Here is a 16,878-nt window from a genome sequence, read left to right on the forward strand (position 1 = left end):
CAGCACGAGGAGCCGGCCAGCGGCCGGCACTACCGGTTCTTTCCTGGGTCATGAGGAGCCGGCCAGCGGCCGGCACTACCGGTTCTTTCCTGGGTCATGAGGAGCCGGCCAGCAAAAGGCGTGCCGACCAACGGTCGGCACCTACCCGTTTAGCCTGTCGCCTTGCGACAGGCTAAACTGTTGGTCTTTCTGCCTTTTAGACTGCGACCGCGCACCATGTCCGAGCCTACTGCCGCCCCCACCGACGCCCTTCCGGAAGCCCACGAAAAGCGGGATTTCATCCGTCAGATCGTCCGTGAGGACCTGGCCGCGGGCAAACATGCCGCGATCAAGACCCGCTTCCCGCCCGAGCCCAACGGCTACCTGCACATCGGCCATGCCAAGTCGATCTGCCTGAACTTCGGCATTGCCGGCGAGTTCGGCGGCGTGTGCAACCTGCGCTTCGACGACACCAACCCGGCCAAGGAAGACCCCGAGTACGTGGCTGCCATCCAGGACGACGTGCGCTGGCTGGGCTTTGAGTGGAACGAGCTGCGCCACGCCTCGGACTACTTCGACGCCTATTACCTGGCCGCCCAGAAGCTGATCCGCGACGGCAAGGCCTACGTGTGCGACCTGTCGGCCGAGGAAGTGCGCGCCTACCGCGGCACCCTGACCGAGCCGGGCCGCCCCTCGCCGTACCGCGAGCGCAGCGTGGACGAGAATCTGGACCTGTTCGCGCGCATGCGCGCCGGCGAGTTCCCGGACGGTGCCCGCACCGTGCGCGCGAAGATGGACATGGCCAGCGGCAACATCAACCTGCGCGACCCGGCGCTGTACCGCATCAAGCACGTCGAGCACCAGAACACCGGCAACGCCTGGCCGATCTACCCGATGTACGACTTCGCGCACGCGTTGGGTGACGCGCTTGAAGGCATCACCCATTCGTTGTGCACGCTGGAATTCGAAGACCACCGCCCGCTGTACGACTGGTGCGTGGACAACGTCGACTTCGCCCACGACGATGCGCTGACCGCACCGCTGGTCGAGCGCGGCCTGCCGCGTGAGGCGGCCAAGCCGCGCCAGATCGAGTTCTCGCGGTTGAACATCAACTACACGGTGATGAGCAAGCGCAAGCTGATGGCGCTGGTCACCGAACAGCTGGTGGACGGCTGGGAAGACCCGCGCATGCCGACCCTGCAGGGCCTGCGTCGCCGCGGCTACACCCCGGCCGCGATGCGCCTGTTCGCCGAGCGCGTAGGCATCAGCAAGCAGAATTCGATGATCGATTTCAGCGTATTGGAAGGCGCGCTGCGCGAAGACCTGGACAGCGCCGCGCCGCGCCGCATGGCCGTGGTCGACCCGGTCAAGCTGGTGCTGACCAACCTGCCGGAAGGCCACGCCGAAACGCTGACCTTCTCCAACCACCCCAAGGACGAGGCGTTTGGAACCCGCGAGGTGCCGTTCGCACGCGAACTGTGGATCGAGCGCGAGGACTTCGCCGAGATCCCGCCCAAGGGCTGGAAGCGCCTGGTGCCGGGCGGCGAAGTGCGCCTGCGCGGCGCCGGCATCATCCGCTGCGATGAGGTCATCAAGGACGCCGAGGGCACCATCACCGAGCTGCGTGGCTGGCTGGACCCGGAATCGCGCCCGGGCATGGAAGGCGCCAACCGCAAGGTCAAGGGCACCATCCACTGGGTCAGCGCGGTGCATGCCGTGGCGGCCGAGATCCGCCTGTACGACCGCCTGTTCTCGGTGCCCAACCCGGACGATGAAACCGACGGCAAGACCTACCGCGATTACCTCAACCCCGAATCGCGCCGCACCGTCACCGGCTACGTCGAGCCGGCCGCGGCCAGCGCCACGCCGGAGCAGTCGTTCCAGTTCGAGCGCACCGGCTATTTCGTCGCGGACCGTCGCGACCACACCGCCGCCACGCCGGTGTTCAACCGCAGCGTGACCCTGCGCGACACCTGGTCGGCGTAAGCCTGCAGGCCGGTGCCATGCACCGGCCACCCTGCTGCGCGGCCCCGCACCGGCGGCGCCGCGCCGCCACTCCCCACGCCAGCGGCGCATCCCCTGCGCCCCCAGCCCCGTGGCCGCGTTCAGCGCGGACACGGCATCCCTACGCGCGGCCCGATACACTGCCGCTGCTCCATATTTGAAGAGGCCCACGCCCCGATGCTGTACGCGCAAGTCCACCTCACCCTGCCCGCCTGGATCCACGACCAGATCGACCTGGCCCGTGTGTATCCCGACGATGCCGCCAAGGTCGCCCTGGCGATCGAGCTGTCGCGCCTGAATGTCGAGGCGGAAACCGGCGGCCCGTTCGGCGCGGTGGTGTTCGGCCCGGACCACCGCGTCATCGCCGCCGGCGTCAACCGCGTGGTGCCGCACAGCACCTCGCTGGCCCATGCCGAGAACATGGCCTACATGCTGGCCCAGCAGCGCCTGCAGACCCCGCGCCTGAACGACGTGCTGAGCCCGATCACCCTGGCCACCTCGTCGCAGCCGTGCTGCCAGTGCTACGGCGCCACCATCTGGGCCGGCATCGACCGACTGCTGATCGGTGCCAGTGCGCAGGACGTGGAAGAACTCACACCGTTCGATGAAGGCCCGCTGCCGGCCGACTGGGTCGGTGAACTCAACAAGCGCGGCATCGAAGTGGTGCGCGACATTGAACGCGACGCCGCGCGCGCCGTGCTGCGCCAGTATGGGGAGATCAACGGTGCGCATTACTGACCGCCGCGCCTCGGGCGCGCTGCGATGAGCGGCCTGCTGTGTCTGTGCCGCCAGGGCTTCGAGCCGGAACTGGCCGGTGAACTGTCCGAGCGCGCCGCCTATGCCGGCATTGCCGGCTATGCGCGCACCCAGCGCAACGACGGCTATGTGCTGTTCGCCACCGACGAAGGCGCCGCGCTGTCCAAGGCGCTGCCGTGGCGGTCGCTGATCTTCGCGCGCCAGAAGCTGGTGGTGCTGGCCGAACTGCGCGAGCTGGACCCCAGCGACCGCATCACCCCGATCATCGCCGCCCTGCAGGGGCAGCAGCGCTTCGGCGACATGTGGGTGGAACATCCCGACTCGGACGAAGGCAAGCCGCTGGCCGGCCTGGCCCGCGCGTTCGGCAATGCGCTGCGTCCGGCGCTGCGCAAGGCCGGCCTGCTCACCGACAAGGCCAACACCGCGCTGCCGCGCGTGCACGTCGTGTTCGTCGATGGCCGCCATGCGTTCGTCTGCGTAAGCGACACCCGCGACAGCGCGCCGTGGGCGCTGGGCATTCCGCGCCTGAAGCTGCTGCCCGATGCCCCGTCGCGGTCGGCGTTGAAGCTGGACGAAGCCCTGCTCACCCTGCTCACCCCGGAAGAACGCGAACAGCTGGTCAAGCCGGGCATGCGCGCGGCCGACCTGGGCGCCGCGCCCGGCGGCTGGACCTGGGTGCTGACCCGCCAGCACGTCAAAGTGATCAGCGTGGACAACGGCCCGCTGCGCGAGCACGTGCTGGAGACCGGGCTGGTGGAACACCTGCGGGCCGACGGCTTCCATTGGCAGCCCGACACGCCGCTGGACTGGATGGTCTGCGACATGGTGGAACAGCCGCGCCGGGTGGCCGAGCGCATGGCCACCTGGTTCCGCGAAGGCTGGTGCAGGCATGCGATCTTCAACCTCAAGCTGCCGATGAAGAAGCGCTGGGACGAAACCCGCCTGTGCCTGGACCTGTTCCAGGAACAGGCCGGCAAGCCGCTGGTGGTGCGGGCCAAGCAGCTGTACCACGACCGTGAGGAAATCACGGTGCTGGCCTCGCCGCTGCGGTGATCAACGCGGTACAGCCGGGCATGGCCCGGCTCTCCCTGCCCACGTAACTCACGGAGTCTGCATGCGACCTCGCCCCACCCTGATCCTGCTGCTGTGCCTGCTGCCTTCGCTCGCTTTGGCGCAGGCCTACACGCCGTCGCCGGCGATCAGCGAACCGCTGCGCGAGGTCCCCGCCAGCGTACGTACGCAGTCGCTGTCCGAGGGCCGGGTGACCCACCAGGTGACCTTGGCCGCCCCGGCGGGCGAGGCGGCGGTGACGGTGCGGTCGGTGCAGCCGGTGAGTGTGGTGGGCCAGTACCGGTTCGCGTTCGCGACGCTGGACACCGATGGGGATGGCTTCATCAGCCGCGCCGAAGCACAGGCCAACCCGGCGTTGGCCGATGAATTCGGCGCCCTGGATGTGAAGCGGCGTGGCAAGCTGGACCGTGCCGACCTGGCCGGCTGGCTGACCGACTGAGGCGGGCGCGCCACCATCGTGCAGCCGGGCAGAGCCCGGCGCTACGGCCCAACGCACCGCCACCGCCACGTAGTGCCGGGCGCTGCCCGGCTGCGCGGCCTTACACGCCGGCGGCGCGCTTCCAGAACATCGACACCAGCGGCGGCAGTTTGCCGGCGCAGCCCAGTACGCGGCCGCGGGCCAGGGTGAGGTGCAGCTCGTCGTTGGAGAACACGGTGTTGATCGCATCGAAACTGTAGGCGGCCACGGTGTTCTCGCTGCGCCGTTCACGCGCCCAGCGCTGCAGCCGGTGCGGTGACATCCAGTCCTGGCGGCGCTGCTGCGCCTGCAGGACCAGCGTGCGCAGCGCGGCCACGTCGCGCAGGCCCAGGTTGACGCCCTGCCCCGCCAGCGGGTGCACCACGTGCGCCGCATCGCCCAACGCCAGCACGCGCCCGGCCACGTAGCCGGTGGCCAGCTGGCGACGCAAGGGGAAGGCCGCCCGCCGCGATGCCAGCGTCATCGCCCCCAGCCGCCCGGCGAAGGCCTGGGTGAGCTCACGCCCGAAGGCGGCCTCGTCCAGCGCAAGCACCCGCTCGGCCTCGGCATCGGGCAGAGTCCAGACAATCGAGCTGCGCTTCCCGGCAATGGGCAGCACCGCCAGCGGCCCGGTCACCAGGAAGCGCTGCCACGCGGTGGCTTCGTTGTCGTTTTCGCTGTCCACGTAGGCGACCACGCCGCGCTGGCCATAGTCCTGGCGGCTGACCTCCAGCCCGGCCAGACGACGCAGGGTGGATTCGGCACCGTCGGCAGCAATGGCCAGCGATGCTTCCAGCCGGCGGCCATCCTCCAACCGCAGGCGCACGCCGTCGGCCTCCTGTTCCAGCGCTTCCACGCGCGCCGGGCAGCAGACCTGCACGCCGGCCGCCGGCAGCGCCGCCCACAGGCGGTCCACCAGCAGGTCGTTCTCCACGATCCAGCCCAATTGCTCGCGGCCAAGGTGGTCGGCATCGAAGCGCAGTTCATCGCCGCCGCCGGCGTCCCACACGCGCATGCGCCGGTAGGCACAGGCACGCGCCGCGGTGACGGCCGGCCATACCCCGAGCGCGGCCAGCAGGGCCGCGTTGTCCGGCGCAAACGCATAGACGCGCAGGTCCGGCTGCTGCGGCTGCCACGGCGCCGGCTCGCGGCCTTCCACCAGGGTGACCTGCAGCCCCGTGTCGGCCAGCGCCAGCGCACAGGCCGCGCCCACCACGCCGCCGCCCACCACGATCACATCGCGCGCGCGCCGGCTCATACGCCCGCTCCACGGCACAGCGCCGGCACTTCGCCCCGGAAGCCCATCGCCCCGCCGACCAGCATCGACTGCATCGGGGTGGCCTGCGCGGCCAGCAGGCCCAGGCTGCGCAGCGGCCGCATCAACGGCGCCGGATTGCTGGTCAGGCGGGCCAGCCCGCCGGAGAAGGCGATGGTCTGCGCGCGGTCTTCGGCACGGCGCGCCACGTGCGCCTGCAGCAATGCGTCGCTGCCGGGGTCCTGCGCATCGGCCACCAGCTCGGCGAGAGTGAGCGCGTCACGCAGGCCCAGGTTGAAGCCCTGCGCACCCAACGGATGAATCGTCTGCGCGGCATTGCCCAGCAGCACCGCGCGCTCGCCCACCAACGCCTGCGCCAGCACCTGGATCAGCGGGTAGGCGCTGCGCGGACCGCTTTCCAGCAACCGCCCGGCGCGCCAGCCGATCGCGTCCTGCAGCCGCTGCAGCCACGCCGCATCGTCCAGCGCGTGGACCGCCTCGGCCTGGTCGCGGGCCACGCCGTGCACGGCGCCAAAGTGGCGATCGCCACGCGGCAACAGCGCGGTGGGGCCGGTGTCGGTGAACCGCTCATAGGCCGTACCATCGGGCGCACGCGCGCCACGCACCCGCGACACGAACAGGGTCTGTTCGAAATCGTGTTCGTCCACGCCGATGCCCAGCCCCTCGCGCACGCCACTGCGGGTGCCGTCGGCGCCGACCACCAGCCGCGCCAGCAGGCAGCGCTCGCCGCTGTCGTCGGCGATGAATACCTGGCGGTAGCCGTCGACCGTGGCGCCCAGCCGCACGAAGCGCGCCGGGCGGTAGCGGGTAAGGTGCGACAGCGCCTGCAGGCAGGTTTCCAGCGCGGTGCCGAAATCACGCGCCACCACCACCTGGCCGAACCACGGCCGCTGGTACTGCGCGGCGTCCATCTGCACCCGGCCGAAATCGCCGGCGCGGCTGACATGGATGCGGGTGATCGCACCGGGCGCGGTGCCCAGCCGCTGCATCACGCCCAACGCGGTGAGCGCGTTGACCGTGGCGGCGGCGAAGCTGAGGTTGCGCTGGTCGAACACCGTCGGCAGGGTGCCAGCCGGGGTGGCTTCCACCAGCCCGACGTCGCGCCCGGCGCGGTCCAGCGCAATGGCCAGGCTGGCACCGACCAGCCCGCCGCCCACGATCACTACGTCATGTCGTTCACTCATGCCGCCATGATAAGCGCTGGGCCGTTCCCGGCGCGTGCGGCGGCCTGCCGCAGCAGGCGCTAGAATGAATGCCTGACCCTTTCCCGTGGCTGCCATGTCCACCACCGCCCAACGCGCCTTCGTCCTGTCCGTGCTCGTACTGCTGATGGCCGCCACCCGGGTCAATCACTTCATGGCGATCCCGGATGCCTCCTGGGCCGTGTTCTTCATCGGCGGGTTCTACCTGCGCAGCTGGACCCGCTGGGCGTTCCCGCTGCTGATGGCGCTGGCCATCGTGATCGACATCCTGGTGATCCGCAGCAGCGGCCAGCAGTACCTGCAGCATTACTGCGTCTCGCCTGGCACCTGGATGCTGCTGCCGGCGTACTTCTCGATGTGGGCCGGCGGCATGCTGCTGCGCCAGGGGTACCACGGCGCGCAGTGGCTCACGCTGGGCAAGGCGGCCCTGCTGCTGGTGGGCGCGGTGGGGGTCTGCCACCTATTCGCGCAGGGCGGGTTCTACTGGAGCAGCGACATGGTGGCCGAACCGACTGCCGCCGGCTGGCTGAAGAACTACGCCGACTGGTTCGTGCCCTACCTGCGCACTGCCGCGATCTATGTCGGCCTGGCCGCCGCGCTGCAGCTGACCACCGAACAGGTCGGCAAGCTGCTGCAGGCGCGCCACGACGTCCTGCGCTGAGCGGTCGGCACGCATGGGCAACCGGCTTTCACGCATCTATACCCGCACTGGCGATGACGGCAGCACCGGGCTCGGCGACGGCAGCCGGGTGCCCAAGGATGCCCAGCGGGTCAACGCCTACGGCACCGTCGACGAGGCCAACTCGGCGCTGGGCGTGCTGCTGGCGGTCGCCCTGCCCGACGACGTCCGGGCGCTGCTGACCACCGTGCAGCACCAGCTGTTCGACCTGGGCGGGGAGCTCTGCATTCCCGGCCACGCGGCCATCCAGGCGGCCGACATCGACGCCCTGGAGCAGCAGCTCGACCATTACAACGCCGACCTGCCCGCCCTGAAGGACTTCATCCTGCCGGCCGGCGGCGAGGCGGCCGCGCGCTGCCACCTGGCCCGTACCATCGTGCGCCGGGCCGAGCGCGAAACGGTGACCCTGGCGCGGCTGGAGCCGGTGCGCGCCGAAGCCATCGGCTACCTCAACCGCCTTTCCGACCTGCTGTTCGTGCTGGCCCGGGTGCTGGCCCGCGCCGACGGGCACGGCGAGGTGGTGTGGCGCCACGAACGCCGCCACGCCTGAGCCCTCCTTCCGCCCCACCGGAACCCCTGCCCGCATGCTGGTCTTTACCCACCCTGCCTGTCTGCAACACGATCCCGGCCGCGGCCACCCTGAATCCCCGCAACGCCTGCAGGTGGTGCTCGATGCCCTGCTCGCCGCCTTCCCCGACCAGCTGGACTGGCGCCAGGCGCCGCCGGCCAAGCTCGGCGAGCTGGCGCGTGTGCACGACAGCGAGCTGATCGACCTGGTGCTCAAGGCGCAGACCGAGCCGCTGCGCCAGATCGACATGGACACCCTGACCTCGCCCGGTTCGGCCAGCGCGGCCCTGCATGCCGCCGGTGCCGGAGTGGCCGCCGTGGACGCGGTGATGCTGGGCGATGACCCGGTCGCGTTCTGCGCGGTGCGACCGCCCGGCCACCATGCCACCGCCAGCACCGCGATGGGGTTCTGCCTGCTCAACAACATCGCCGTGGCCGCCGCCTATGCGCGCGACCGCTACGGCCTGGAACGCATCGCCATCGTCGATTTCGACGTGCACCACGGCAACGGCACCCAGGACATCTTCATCGCCGACCCCGGCGTGGCCTACTACAGCACCCACCAGGCCGGGCTGTTTCCCAACTCCGGGCTGCGCCGCGACCGCGGTGCCGGCAACCTGATGAACATCCTGCTGCCGCCGGGCAGCGGCGGGTTCCGCTTCCGCAACACCTGGGCCGATGAAATGCTGCCGGCCATCGACGATTTCCGCCCGCAGCTGCTGCTGATCTCGGCCGGTTTCGATGCGCATCTGCGCGATCCGCAGGCCGACCTGATGCTGGAGACCGACGATTTCGCCTGGATCACCGCCGAGCTGCGCGGGCTGGCCCGGCGTCATGGCGGTGGCCGGGTGGTGTCCATGCTGGAGGGCGGATACGACCTGCAGGCCTTGGCCGAATGCAGCGTGGCCCACGTCGGCCAGCTGCGCTGAGCAGCTGCGCGGGTCGAGCCCGCGCATGAACCTGAACCCTTGGCCGGGCAAGGCCTTCATTGCCCCTATGCAAGGGATGGGGCAAGCTACGATCCGTTTTCCCCCGAATCCGACTCCCGCGTGCGCCGAGCCCTCCGCCTGCTGCCTCTCCCCCTGAGCATCGCCATCTGCCTGCCGGCCATGGCCGACGACAAACCGGTGAACTGGGGCCTGTGCCCGGCCACTGACGTGCTGCCCGTGTTCGACGATGCGCCCAAAGCCGACAAGGCCGCGGCCGCCACGCGCGACCAGCAGGACACCGACATCGAGGGCGACCAGCTGTTTGGCACGTCCACGGTGCCGCAGTACCAGGGCAACGTCGCGCTCAAGCGCGGCGACCAGTTCCTGGGTACCGACCACCTGAGCTTCGACACCGAAAGCGGCAACTACATCGCCGAGGGCAACGTCCGCTACCAGGACTCCTCGATCCGGATGGTGGCCAAGCGCGCCGAAGGCAACCAGGAAGCGGACACCCACAAGATCAGCGACATCCAGTACCAGCTGGTGGATCGCCGTGGCAACGGTGGCGCCGAATCGGTGGACCTGCAGGGTGCGGTCGGGCAGATGCACCGCTCCACCTACACCACCTGCGACCCGTCCCAGCCGGTCTGGAAGCTGTCGGCACCGCAGATCGAAGTGGACAACGACGAAGGCTTCGGCACCGCGCGCAACGCCGTGCTGCGGATCGGCAAGGTCCCGGTGCTGTGGGCCCCGTACTTCAAGTTCCCGATCGACGACCGTCGCCAGACCGGCCTGCTGTATCCGCAGCTGGGCCTGTCCGGGCGCAACGGCTTCGATTACGCCCAGCCGATCTACTTCAATCTGGCGCCGAACTACGACGACACCCTGACCCCGCGCTACATGAGCAAGCGCGGCCTGATGCTGGACAACGAGTTCCGCTACCTCTACGACGGGGGCCGCGGCACGTTGCTGACCGCCTACCTGCCCAACGACAAGCTGCGTGACAAGGATCGCGGCCGGGTCGAGTTCGAGGGCTACCACAACATCAATGCCAACTGGCAGGCGCGCGCCAATATCGCCTGGGTCAGCGATGAGCGGTACACCGAGGACTTCTCCAGCAAGCTGCTGGGCGTGACCGCGTCCAACCTGCAGAGCCAGGTGGGCATCTACGGCACCGGCGAGAACTGGACCGGCGGCCTGATGGCCGATTACTGGCAGCTCACCGACTACACCCTGACCGAAGATTCGCTGCCGTATGCGCGCCAGCCGCGCGCGTTCTTCAACTGGGACAAGCCGCTGCTGCCGTGGCTGGAAGCGGGCGTGTATACCGAAGCCGTGCGCTTCACCCACGACGACAACCGCCGCAAGATCGTCGATGGAGACGGCGAGTACCTCCGCTCCGGCGTGGTTGATCCGCGCTTCAACGGCTCGCGCCTGGACATCAAACCCTACGTGTCGCTGCCCTTCAGCGGGCCGTCGTGGTACGTGACCCCGACGCTGGCCTACCGCTACACCGCCTACGACCTCGAGCAGGGTCTGGCCGACCAGGTCCGCCGCCAGGCGCTTTTCGACGCGGGCATCGATCCGACCACGGCCACCCCGGACCAGCTACGTGGCAATACCTCGCCCAGCCGCAGCCTGCCGGTGGCCAGCCTGGATGCGGGCATGTTCTTCGACCGCGAGACCACCATCGGCGGCAAGTCGTTCCTGCACACCCTGGAGCCGCGCCTGTTCTACCTGCGTACGCCGTACCGCGACCAGAGCGAGCTGCCGATCTTCGACACCCGCGACTTCACCTTCAGCTGGGGCCAGCTGTTCCGCGACTCGCGCTATACCGGCGCCGACCGCCAGAACGATGCCAACCAGCTGACCATGGCGCTGAGCACCCGCTTCATCGACCAGACCACCGGGCGCGAGCGCTTCTCCGGCAGCATCGGCCAGATCCTGTACTTCGATGACTCGCGGGTCACCCTGCCGGGCCAGCAGGCCCAGGTCGAGCAGGGCAAGTCGGCGTGGATCGCCGATGCCAATTACGCCGTCAACGACCGCTGGACGCTCGGGGCCACCTACCAGTGGGATCCCAAGTACAAGCGGGAGGACCTGGCCAGCCTGCGGGCGCGGTATCTGATGTCCAACGACGGCGTCGTCAACCTGACCTACCGCTACCGCATCAACGCGGCAGCGCCGATCACCGCGACCAAGGAAGAACGCACGCTGCTTGAACAGGTCGACCTGTCGTTCCTGTACCCGATCAGCCCGCGCTGGAGCCTGGTGGGGCGCTACTACTACTCCCTCGAAGACAAGAAGCCGCTGGAAATCATCGGTGGCGTGCAGTGGGACAGCTGCTGCCTGGCGGTTCGCGCCATCGCCCGCCGCTACGTGCGCAACCGCGAGGGCGAGCTGAACAATTCCTTCCAGATCGAGTTCGTGCTCAAGGGCTTGAGCTCCATCGGCCAGAACACGGACCGCACCTTGCGCCGTGCTATTCTCGGGTACTACCGAGACGACCTCTATCTCGTGCCGCCCAGCAACACCGGGGCCGACCGCGACGACTACGATCCGAATCAGATCCCATGACCAAGACCCTTCCCGTTCTACTCGCTTCCCTGCTGGCGGTATCCACCGTCTCAGCACCGCTGCAGGTGCTGGCCCAGCAGAGCCAGCCGCTGGACCGCATTGCCGCCATCGTCGATGAAGACGTGGTGCTGCAGAGCGAACTGGACCGTGCGATCCAGAACATCAAGGCGCAGTACGCCGGTCGTGAGAACCAGCTGCCGCCGGAAGACGTGCTGAGCCGCCAGGTGCTTGAACGCCTGGTGCTGGTCAAGCTGCAGGTGGCGCGCGCCCAGAGCAGCGGGATCAAGATCGGCGACCAGGAGCTCAACCAGGCCCTGAACGCGATCGCCCAGCAGAACGGTTCCAACCTGGACGCCCTGCGCCAGCGCCTGGCCCATGACGGCATCGATTTCAACGATTTCCGCAACTCGGTCCGCGATGAAATCACCGTGCAGCGCCTGCGCCAGAGCTTCGCGCAGAGCCGCATCAGCGTCAGCGAGGGTGAAGTGGATGCCGCGCTGAAGCAGCAGGCCTCGGTGGGCACCCAGTACCATCTGGCCCACATCCTGATCGGCCTGCCGGAAGGCGCCACCGCCGATCAGATCAGCACCGGCCAGAAGAAGGCCGATGGCGTCAAGGCGCTGCTGGACAAGGGCGAACTGGACTTCAACGCGGCGGCCGTCCGCTATTCGGACAGCCCCAACGCGCTGGAAGGCGGCGACCTGGGCTGGCGTTCGCTGGATGAAATTCCCAACGCATTCGCGCAGATGATGGCGCAGATGAAGGCGGGCGACGTGGTCGGCCCGATCCGCGGCCCGAGCGGCTTCCAGCTGCTCAAGCTGGTGGAAGTGCGCGATGCCAGCGCCGCCGCCAGCGGCCAGACCATCACCGAGTACCATGCCCGCCATATCCTGGTGCGCATCACCGACCAGCAGGACAATGCCGCGGCCAAGGCCAAGATCGAAACGCTGCGTGCACGCATCGCCGGCGGCGCCGATTTCCAGGTGGTGGCCAAGGAAGCGTCGGAGGACAACAACAGCAAGGGCCAGGGCGGCGATCTGGGCTGGTTCCCGGCCGATGCCTTCGGCCCGGACTTCGGCAAGCAGGTGGCGGGCGTGGAAGACGGCGGCGTGAGCCCGGCCTTCCGCACCGATGCCGGCTGGCACATCGTGCAGCGCGTTGCCACGCGCCAGACCGATGCGACCACCGACAACCAGCGTGCCCAGATCCGCGAGACCATCGGTCGCCGCAAGCTGGAAGAAGAGTACAACCGCTACCTGCAGGAACTGCGTGGCGAAGCCTACGTCAACCTGCGTACCGGCGCGGACGCCACCGGCACCGGCACCACCACGCCGCCGCAGTCCTGAGGTTGCCCCGATGATCCCGCAGCTCGCTCTGGTACCGGGCGAGCCCGCCGGGATCGGTCCGGAACTCTGCATCCGCCTTGCCCAGCAGCCGCGCACCGAGTGCCGGCTGCTGGCCTTCGCCGACCCGGACACCCTGCACGCCGCCGCCGCGGCGCTGTCGCTGCCCCTGCAGCTCCTGCCTGAAGATGCCATCGCCCGCCAGCCGGGCGATCTGCGTGTGCGCGCAGTGCGCAATGCCGTCCCCTCGCGCTTCGGCCACGCCGACCCGGCCAATGCCGGCGCGGTGATCGGTGCGTTGCTGCAGGCCGGCCAGGCCTGCCTGTCCGGTGAACTGGAGGGCGTGGTAACCGGCCCGGTGCACAAGGCGGTGATCAACCAGGGCGGCATTGCCTACAGCGGCACCACCGAACTGCTGGCCGACCAGGCCGGCGTGGAGGTGGTGATGATGCTGGCCAACAACATCGTGCGCGTGGCCCTGGCCACCACCCACCTGCCGCTGCGCGCGGTGGCCGATGCCATCACCGCCGATGGGCTGGCGCGCACCCTGCACACCGTGCATGCCGCCCTGCACCGCGACTTCGGCATCGCCGCGCCGCGCATCGCGGTGCTTGGCCTGAACCCGCATGCGGGGGAAGACGGCCACCTGGGGCGTGAAGAGCTGGACCTGATCATTCCGCTGCTGCAGCGCCTGCGCGACCAGGGCATGGACCTGATCGGGCCGCTGCCCGCCGACACCGCGTTCCTGCCGGCCAAGCTGGCCGGCTTCGACGCGGTGCTGGCGATGTACCACGACCAGGGCCTGCCGGTGCTCAAGTACAGCGGCTTTGAACAGGCCGTCAACATCACCCTGGGCCTGCCCTATCCGCGGGTGGCCGTTGACCACGGCACCGCGCTGGACATGGCCGGCCGGGGCATCGCCGACCCTTCCAGCCTCCTCGCTGCCACCGCGCTGTGTGCCCGGCTGGCGCGGCAACGTAAGATGGTGCCATGACTTCCTCGTATTCCTCCTCGGCCGGCGGGTTCACCGCGCCGCCCAAAAAGCAGCTTGGCCAGCACTTCCTGGCCGATCGCAGCTACATCGACAAGATCGTGCTGGCGGTCAACCCGAAGGACGACGACCGCCTGGTCGAGATCGGCCCGGGCCAGGGTGCCATCACCCTGCCGCTGCTGCGCCGCCATCCGCGCCTGACCGTGATCGAGTTCGATCGCGACCTGATCGCGCCGCTGACCGCCGCCGCTGAACCGCTGGGCGAGCTGACCATCGTGCACCGCGACGTGCTGCAGGTGAATTTCACCGAGCTCGCCGGCGACGGCCAGATCCGGCTGGTGGGCAACCTGCCCTACAACATCTCCTCGCCGATCCTGTTCCACGCCATGGAGCATGCGGCGGTGATCCGCGACATGCACTTCATGCTGCAGAAGGAAGTGGTGGACCGCATGGCTGCCGGCCCCGGCAGCAAGGTCTACGGCCGCCTGAGCGTGATGCTGCAGGCGTGGTGCAAGGTGACGGCGCTGTTCGTGGTGCCGCCCGGTGCCTTCCGGCCGCCGCCGAAGGTGGACTCGGCCGTGGTGCGGCTGGTGCCGCGTGATCCGGACACCGTCGGCATCATTGACCGCAAGCGCTTCGCCGATGTGGTCCGGGCCGCCTTCGGGCAGCGCCGCAAGACCCTGCGCAACGCCCTGAACGGGGTGGTCACGCCCGAGCAGTTCGAGGCCGCGGGCGTACGCAGCGATGCCCGTGCCGAGCAGCTGGAAGTGGCGCAGTTCATCGCCTTGGCCAACGTTCCGCAGGTGGCGGCCGACGACGCGCCGCAGGGATGATCGCCCCGCCCTGCGCCGCTGACCGGGCGCAGGCACGTAAAACCGCTTGAATTCCCTGAAGGAGCGCGCCATCCCATGGCGCGCTCACCTCAAACTGCACGACATTCTCTAAACTGCCTGCATGAACGACGCTGCACACTATGCGATCTCGGTCGAGGTCGCTCCGCGCTTCCTCGACGACCAGTCCACGCCGGAGGACGGGCGCTACGCGTTCGCCTATACGATCCGCATCCACAACCACGGCCGTGTGGCCGCCCGTCTGGTGGCGCGCCACTGGCGCATCACCGATGCCAACGGCCGCATCGAGCACGTGGATGGCGACGGGGTGATCGGCGAGCAGCCGCGGCTGCGCCCGGGTGAAGACTTCCGTTACACCTCCGGTGTCATGCTGGAAACGGAACACGGCACGATGCAGGGGCATTACGACATGGTGGCCGACGATGGCACCGAGTTCGCCGCCGCCATCGCGCCGTTCGTGTTGACCGTTCCGCGCACACTGCACTGATGGAGGCGCGCGCATGAGTGTATGGGCCATCGGCGACCTGCAGGGCTGCTACGACGTCACCCAACGGTTGCTGGAGAAGATCCGCTTCGACCCGGCGGTGGATACCCTGTGGTTCTGCGGCGACCTGGTCAACCGCGGTGGGCAGTCGCTGGAAACCCTGCGCCTGGTCCATTCGCTGCGCGACAGCAGCGTGGTGGTGCTGGGCAACCATGACCTGAGCCTGTTGGCCGTGGGTGCCCGCACCGAGGAAGAGCAGCGCAAGGTCAACCCGGACCTGCTGCGCATCGTGCAGGCCGACGACCGCGACGTGCTGCTGGACTGGCTGCGCCTGCAGAAGCTGGCGCACGTGGACCGCGAACTGGGCTGGATGATGATCCACGCCGGGCTGGCCCCGAAATGGACCACCCAGCTGGCCGAAAAACATGCCCGCGAAGTGGAGGTGCAGCTGCACGGCAGCGGCTACCGCAAGCTGTTCCGCAACATGTATGGCGACAAGCCCAGCTGGTCGCCCGGCCTGGCCGGGTACGACCGCTCCCGCGCGATCATCAACCTGTTCACGCGCATGCGCTACTGCACGCCGCGTGGGCGCATCGGGATCGAGGACAAGGGCACCCCGGGCACGCAGGAACAGGGCCTGTACCCGTGGTTTGAAGTGCCCGGGCGCGCCGAGCGTGACCTGAAGATCGTGTGCGGGCACTGGTCGGCCCTGGGCCTGACCATCACCCAGGGCGTGCATGCCATCGATACCGGCGCGGTATGGGGCGGCAAGCTCACCGCGTTGCAGCTGGATACCGACGAGCTGCGCGTGGTGCAGGTCCCGGGCCGCGATGTGCCCCGGCCGGTGTCGCCGCCGCGTCCGCCGGCACGGCGCCCGGCCGGCGATGCCGAGCCGCAGGGCAACGGCCGTCCACCGCGGCAACCGCAGGGCCAGCGTCGCGAACGCGGCCCGCGCGGCCCGTCGTCGCCGCGCCGCAACCCTGAACCGGCCGGCGACACCGGCGGAAGCACCCCGACCCCGGCATGATCGGCACGAGGCGGCGGCTGCGGGTGGGTCTGGCAGCACTGCTGGCCCTGGCCGGTGTGGCCTGCCAGCGCAGTCCGACGCCGGCCGACGCTGACACCGGCGCGCCGGTCGCCACGCCCGCCCCCGCGGCACGGCCACCCACGCTGCCCTCGCCGCCACTGGTGGCCGCTGCGCGTAGTCAGATCGGGCAGACCGTGCGCTACGACTCGGCCTATGCCGTACTGGGCTATCCCGGTGGCGACGTCCCCCTCGACGGCGGCGTGTGCACGGACGTGATCGTGCGCGCCCTGCGCACCCAGGGCCTGGACCTGCAGCAACGTATCCACGAGGACATGCGCGGTGCGTTCAACGCCTACCCGGCGCTGTGGGGGCTGTCGCGGCCGGACCGCAACATCGACCATCGCCGCGTACCGAACCTGATGCGCTGGTTCGAGCGGCAGGGCTGGCAGCAACCGGCCTCGCGCCAGGCGGCCGACTTTGCCGCCGGCGACATCGTGGCCTGGAAGCTCAACGGCAACGGGCTGCTGCACGTGGGCATCGTCTCCGACCGTCGGCGCAGCGACGGCACCCCGTTGATCCTGCACAACATCGCGCGCGGCACGCAGGAAGAAGACCTGCTGTTCGCCCACACCATCATTGGCCATTACCGGCCGCCCGCCTGAGCGCTGGCCACCGCAAGGACGCG

16 protein-coding genes are annotated in these 16,878 nt (G+C 69.2%); 14 read left to right on the top strand and 2 right to left on the bottom strand.

What is annotated here, in order from left to right; all coding sequences use genetic code 11:
• Window positions 1–216: 216 nt before the first annotated feature.
• The 4 genes from DX03_RS16170 (at window position 217) to DX03_RS16185 (ending at window position 4,249) form a co-directional block, all read left to right on the top strand.
• Window positions 217–1,965 carry a glutamine--tRNA ligase/YqeY domain fusion protein gene (locus tag DX03_RS16170; RefSeq protein WP_038690399.1) on the top strand — a complete coding sequence of 583 codons (1,749 nt, stop codon included), beginning with the start codon at window positions 217–219 and terminating at the stop codon, window positions 1,963–1,965.
• A gap of 195 nt (window positions 1,966–2,160) precedes the next feature.
• Complete coding sequence (locus tag DX03_RS16175; protein ID WP_038690401.1) at window positions 2,161–2,721, top strand: nucleoside deaminase; 561 nt, start codon at window positions 2,161–2,163, stop codon at window positions 2,719–2,721.
• A gap of 24 nt (window positions 2,722–2,745) precedes the next feature.
• The gene (rlmM, locus tag DX03_RS16180) at window positions 2,746–3,792 is read left to right on the top strand and encodes a 23S rRNA (cytidine(2498)-2'-O)-methyltransferase RlmM (RefSeq protein ID WP_038690403.1); all 1,047 of its coding nucleotides are present in this window, start codon (window positions 2,746–2,748) and stop codon (window positions 3,790–3,792) included.
• Between the two features lie 61 nt (window positions 3,793–3,853).
• On the top strand, window positions 3,854–4,249 hold the full coding sequence (locus DX03_RS16185) for an EF-hand domain-containing protein (RefSeq protein WP_038690405.1): 396 nt from the start codon (window positions 3,854–3,856) through the stop codon (window positions 4,247–4,249).
• 100 nt (window positions 4,250–4,349) lie between these two features.
• Here DX03_RS16185 and DX03_RS16190 read toward each other — a convergent pair whose 3' ends face one another.
• Together DX03_RS16190 and ubiH are read right to left on the bottom strand one after the other, a co-directional pair.
• Entirely contained in the window at window positions 4,350–5,525 is a 1,176-nt protein-coding gene (locus DX03_RS16190) for a UbiH/UbiF family hydroxylase (RefSeq protein WP_038690407.1), read from the bottom strand.
• On the bottom strand, window positions 5,522–6,727 hold the full coding sequence (gene ubiH, locus DX03_RS16195) for a 2-octaprenyl-6-methoxyphenyl hydroxylase (protein ID WP_038690409.1): 1,206 nt from the start codon (window positions 6,725–6,727) through the stop codon (window positions 5,522–5,524). Before ubiH ends, DX03_RS16190 begins: the two co-directional genes overlap by 4 nt.
• Before the next feature lie 94 nt (window positions 6,728–6,821).
• Here ubiH and DX03_RS16200 point away from each other — a divergent pair, with 94 nt between their 5' ends.
• The 10 genes from DX03_RS16200 (at window position 6,822) to DX03_RS16245 (ending at window position 16,855) form a co-directional block, all read left to right on the top strand.
• Entirely contained in the window at window positions 6,822–7,406 is a 585-nt protein-coding gene (locus DX03_RS16200; protein WP_038690411.1) for a hypothetical protein, read from the top strand.
• Between the two features lie 13 nt (window positions 7,407–7,419).
• A complete protein-coding gene (locus tag DX03_RS16205) occupies window positions 7,420–7,974 on the top strand; it encodes a cob(I)yrinic acid a,c-diamide adenosyltransferase (protein ID WP_038690413.1) in 555 nt (184 codons plus the stop codon).
• 34 nt (window positions 7,975–8,008) lie between these two features.
• Complete coding sequence (locus DX03_RS16210; protein ID WP_038690415.1) at window positions 8,009–8,920, top strand: histone deacetylase family protein; 912 nt, start codon at window positions 8,009–8,011, stop codon at window positions 8,918–8,920.
• Window positions 8,921–9,040: 120 nt separating this feature from the next.
• Window positions 9,041–11,497 carry an LPS-assembly protein LptD gene (gene lptD / locus DX03_RS16215; RefSeq protein WP_038690417.1) on the top strand — a complete coding sequence of 819 codons (2,457 nt, stop codon included), beginning with the start codon at window positions 9,041–9,043 and terminating at the stop codon, window positions 11,495–11,497.
• Window positions 11,494–12,843 carry a peptidylprolyl isomerase gene (locus DX03_RS16220; RefSeq protein WP_038690419.1) on the top strand — a complete coding sequence of 450 codons (1,350 nt, stop codon included), beginning with the start codon at window positions 11,494–11,496 and terminating at the stop codon, window positions 12,841–12,843. The genes lptD and DX03_RS16220 overlap by 4 nt, the downstream gene beginning before the upstream one ends.
• 10 nt (window positions 12,844–12,853) lie before the next feature.
• On the top strand, window positions 12,854–13,834 hold the full coding sequence (gene pdxA, locus DX03_RS16225) for a 4-hydroxythreonine-4-phosphate dehydrogenase PdxA (protein ID WP_038690421.1): 981 nt from the start codon (window positions 12,854–12,856) through the stop codon (window positions 13,832–13,834).
• Window positions 13,831–14,664 (top strand): 16S rRNA (adenine(1518)-N(6)/adenine(1519)-N(6))-dimethyltransferase RsmA, encoded by an 834-nt coding sequence (gene rsmA / locus DX03_RS16230; protein ID WP_038690423.1) that lies wholly within the window; start codon window positions 13,831–13,833, stop codon window positions 14,662–14,664. Before pdxA ends, rsmA begins: the two co-directional genes overlap by 4 nt.
• A gap of 121 nt (window positions 14,665–14,785) precedes the next feature.
• The gene (apaG, locus tag DX03_RS16235; protein WP_038690425.1) at window positions 14,786–15,169 is read left to right on the top strand and encodes a Co2+/Mg2+ efflux protein ApaG; all 384 of its coding nucleotides are present in this window, start codon (window positions 14,786–14,788) and stop codon (window positions 15,167–15,169) included.
• 13 nt (window positions 15,170–15,182) lie between these two features.
• Window positions 15,183–16,193 carry a symmetrical bis(5'-nucleosyl)-tetraphosphatase gene (locus DX03_RS16240; RefSeq protein ID WP_081797259.1) on the top strand — a complete coding sequence of 337 codons (1,011 nt, stop codon included), beginning with the start codon at window positions 15,183–15,185 and terminating at the stop codon, window positions 16,191–16,193.
• A complete protein-coding gene (locus DX03_RS16245; protein ID WP_051598887.1) occupies window positions 16,190–16,855 on the top strand; it encodes a DUF1287 domain-containing protein in 666 nt (221 codons plus the stop codon). Before DX03_RS16240 ends, DX03_RS16245 begins: the two co-directional genes overlap by 4 nt.
• The last annotated feature ends 23 nt before the right edge of the window (window positions 16,856–16,878 follow it).

The sequence above is a fragment of the Stenotrophomonas rhizophila genome (assembly GCF_000661955.1).
Lineage (GTDB): Bacteria > Pseudomonadota > Gammaproteobacteria > Xanthomonadales > Xanthomonadaceae > Stenotrophomonas > Stenotrophomonas rhizophila.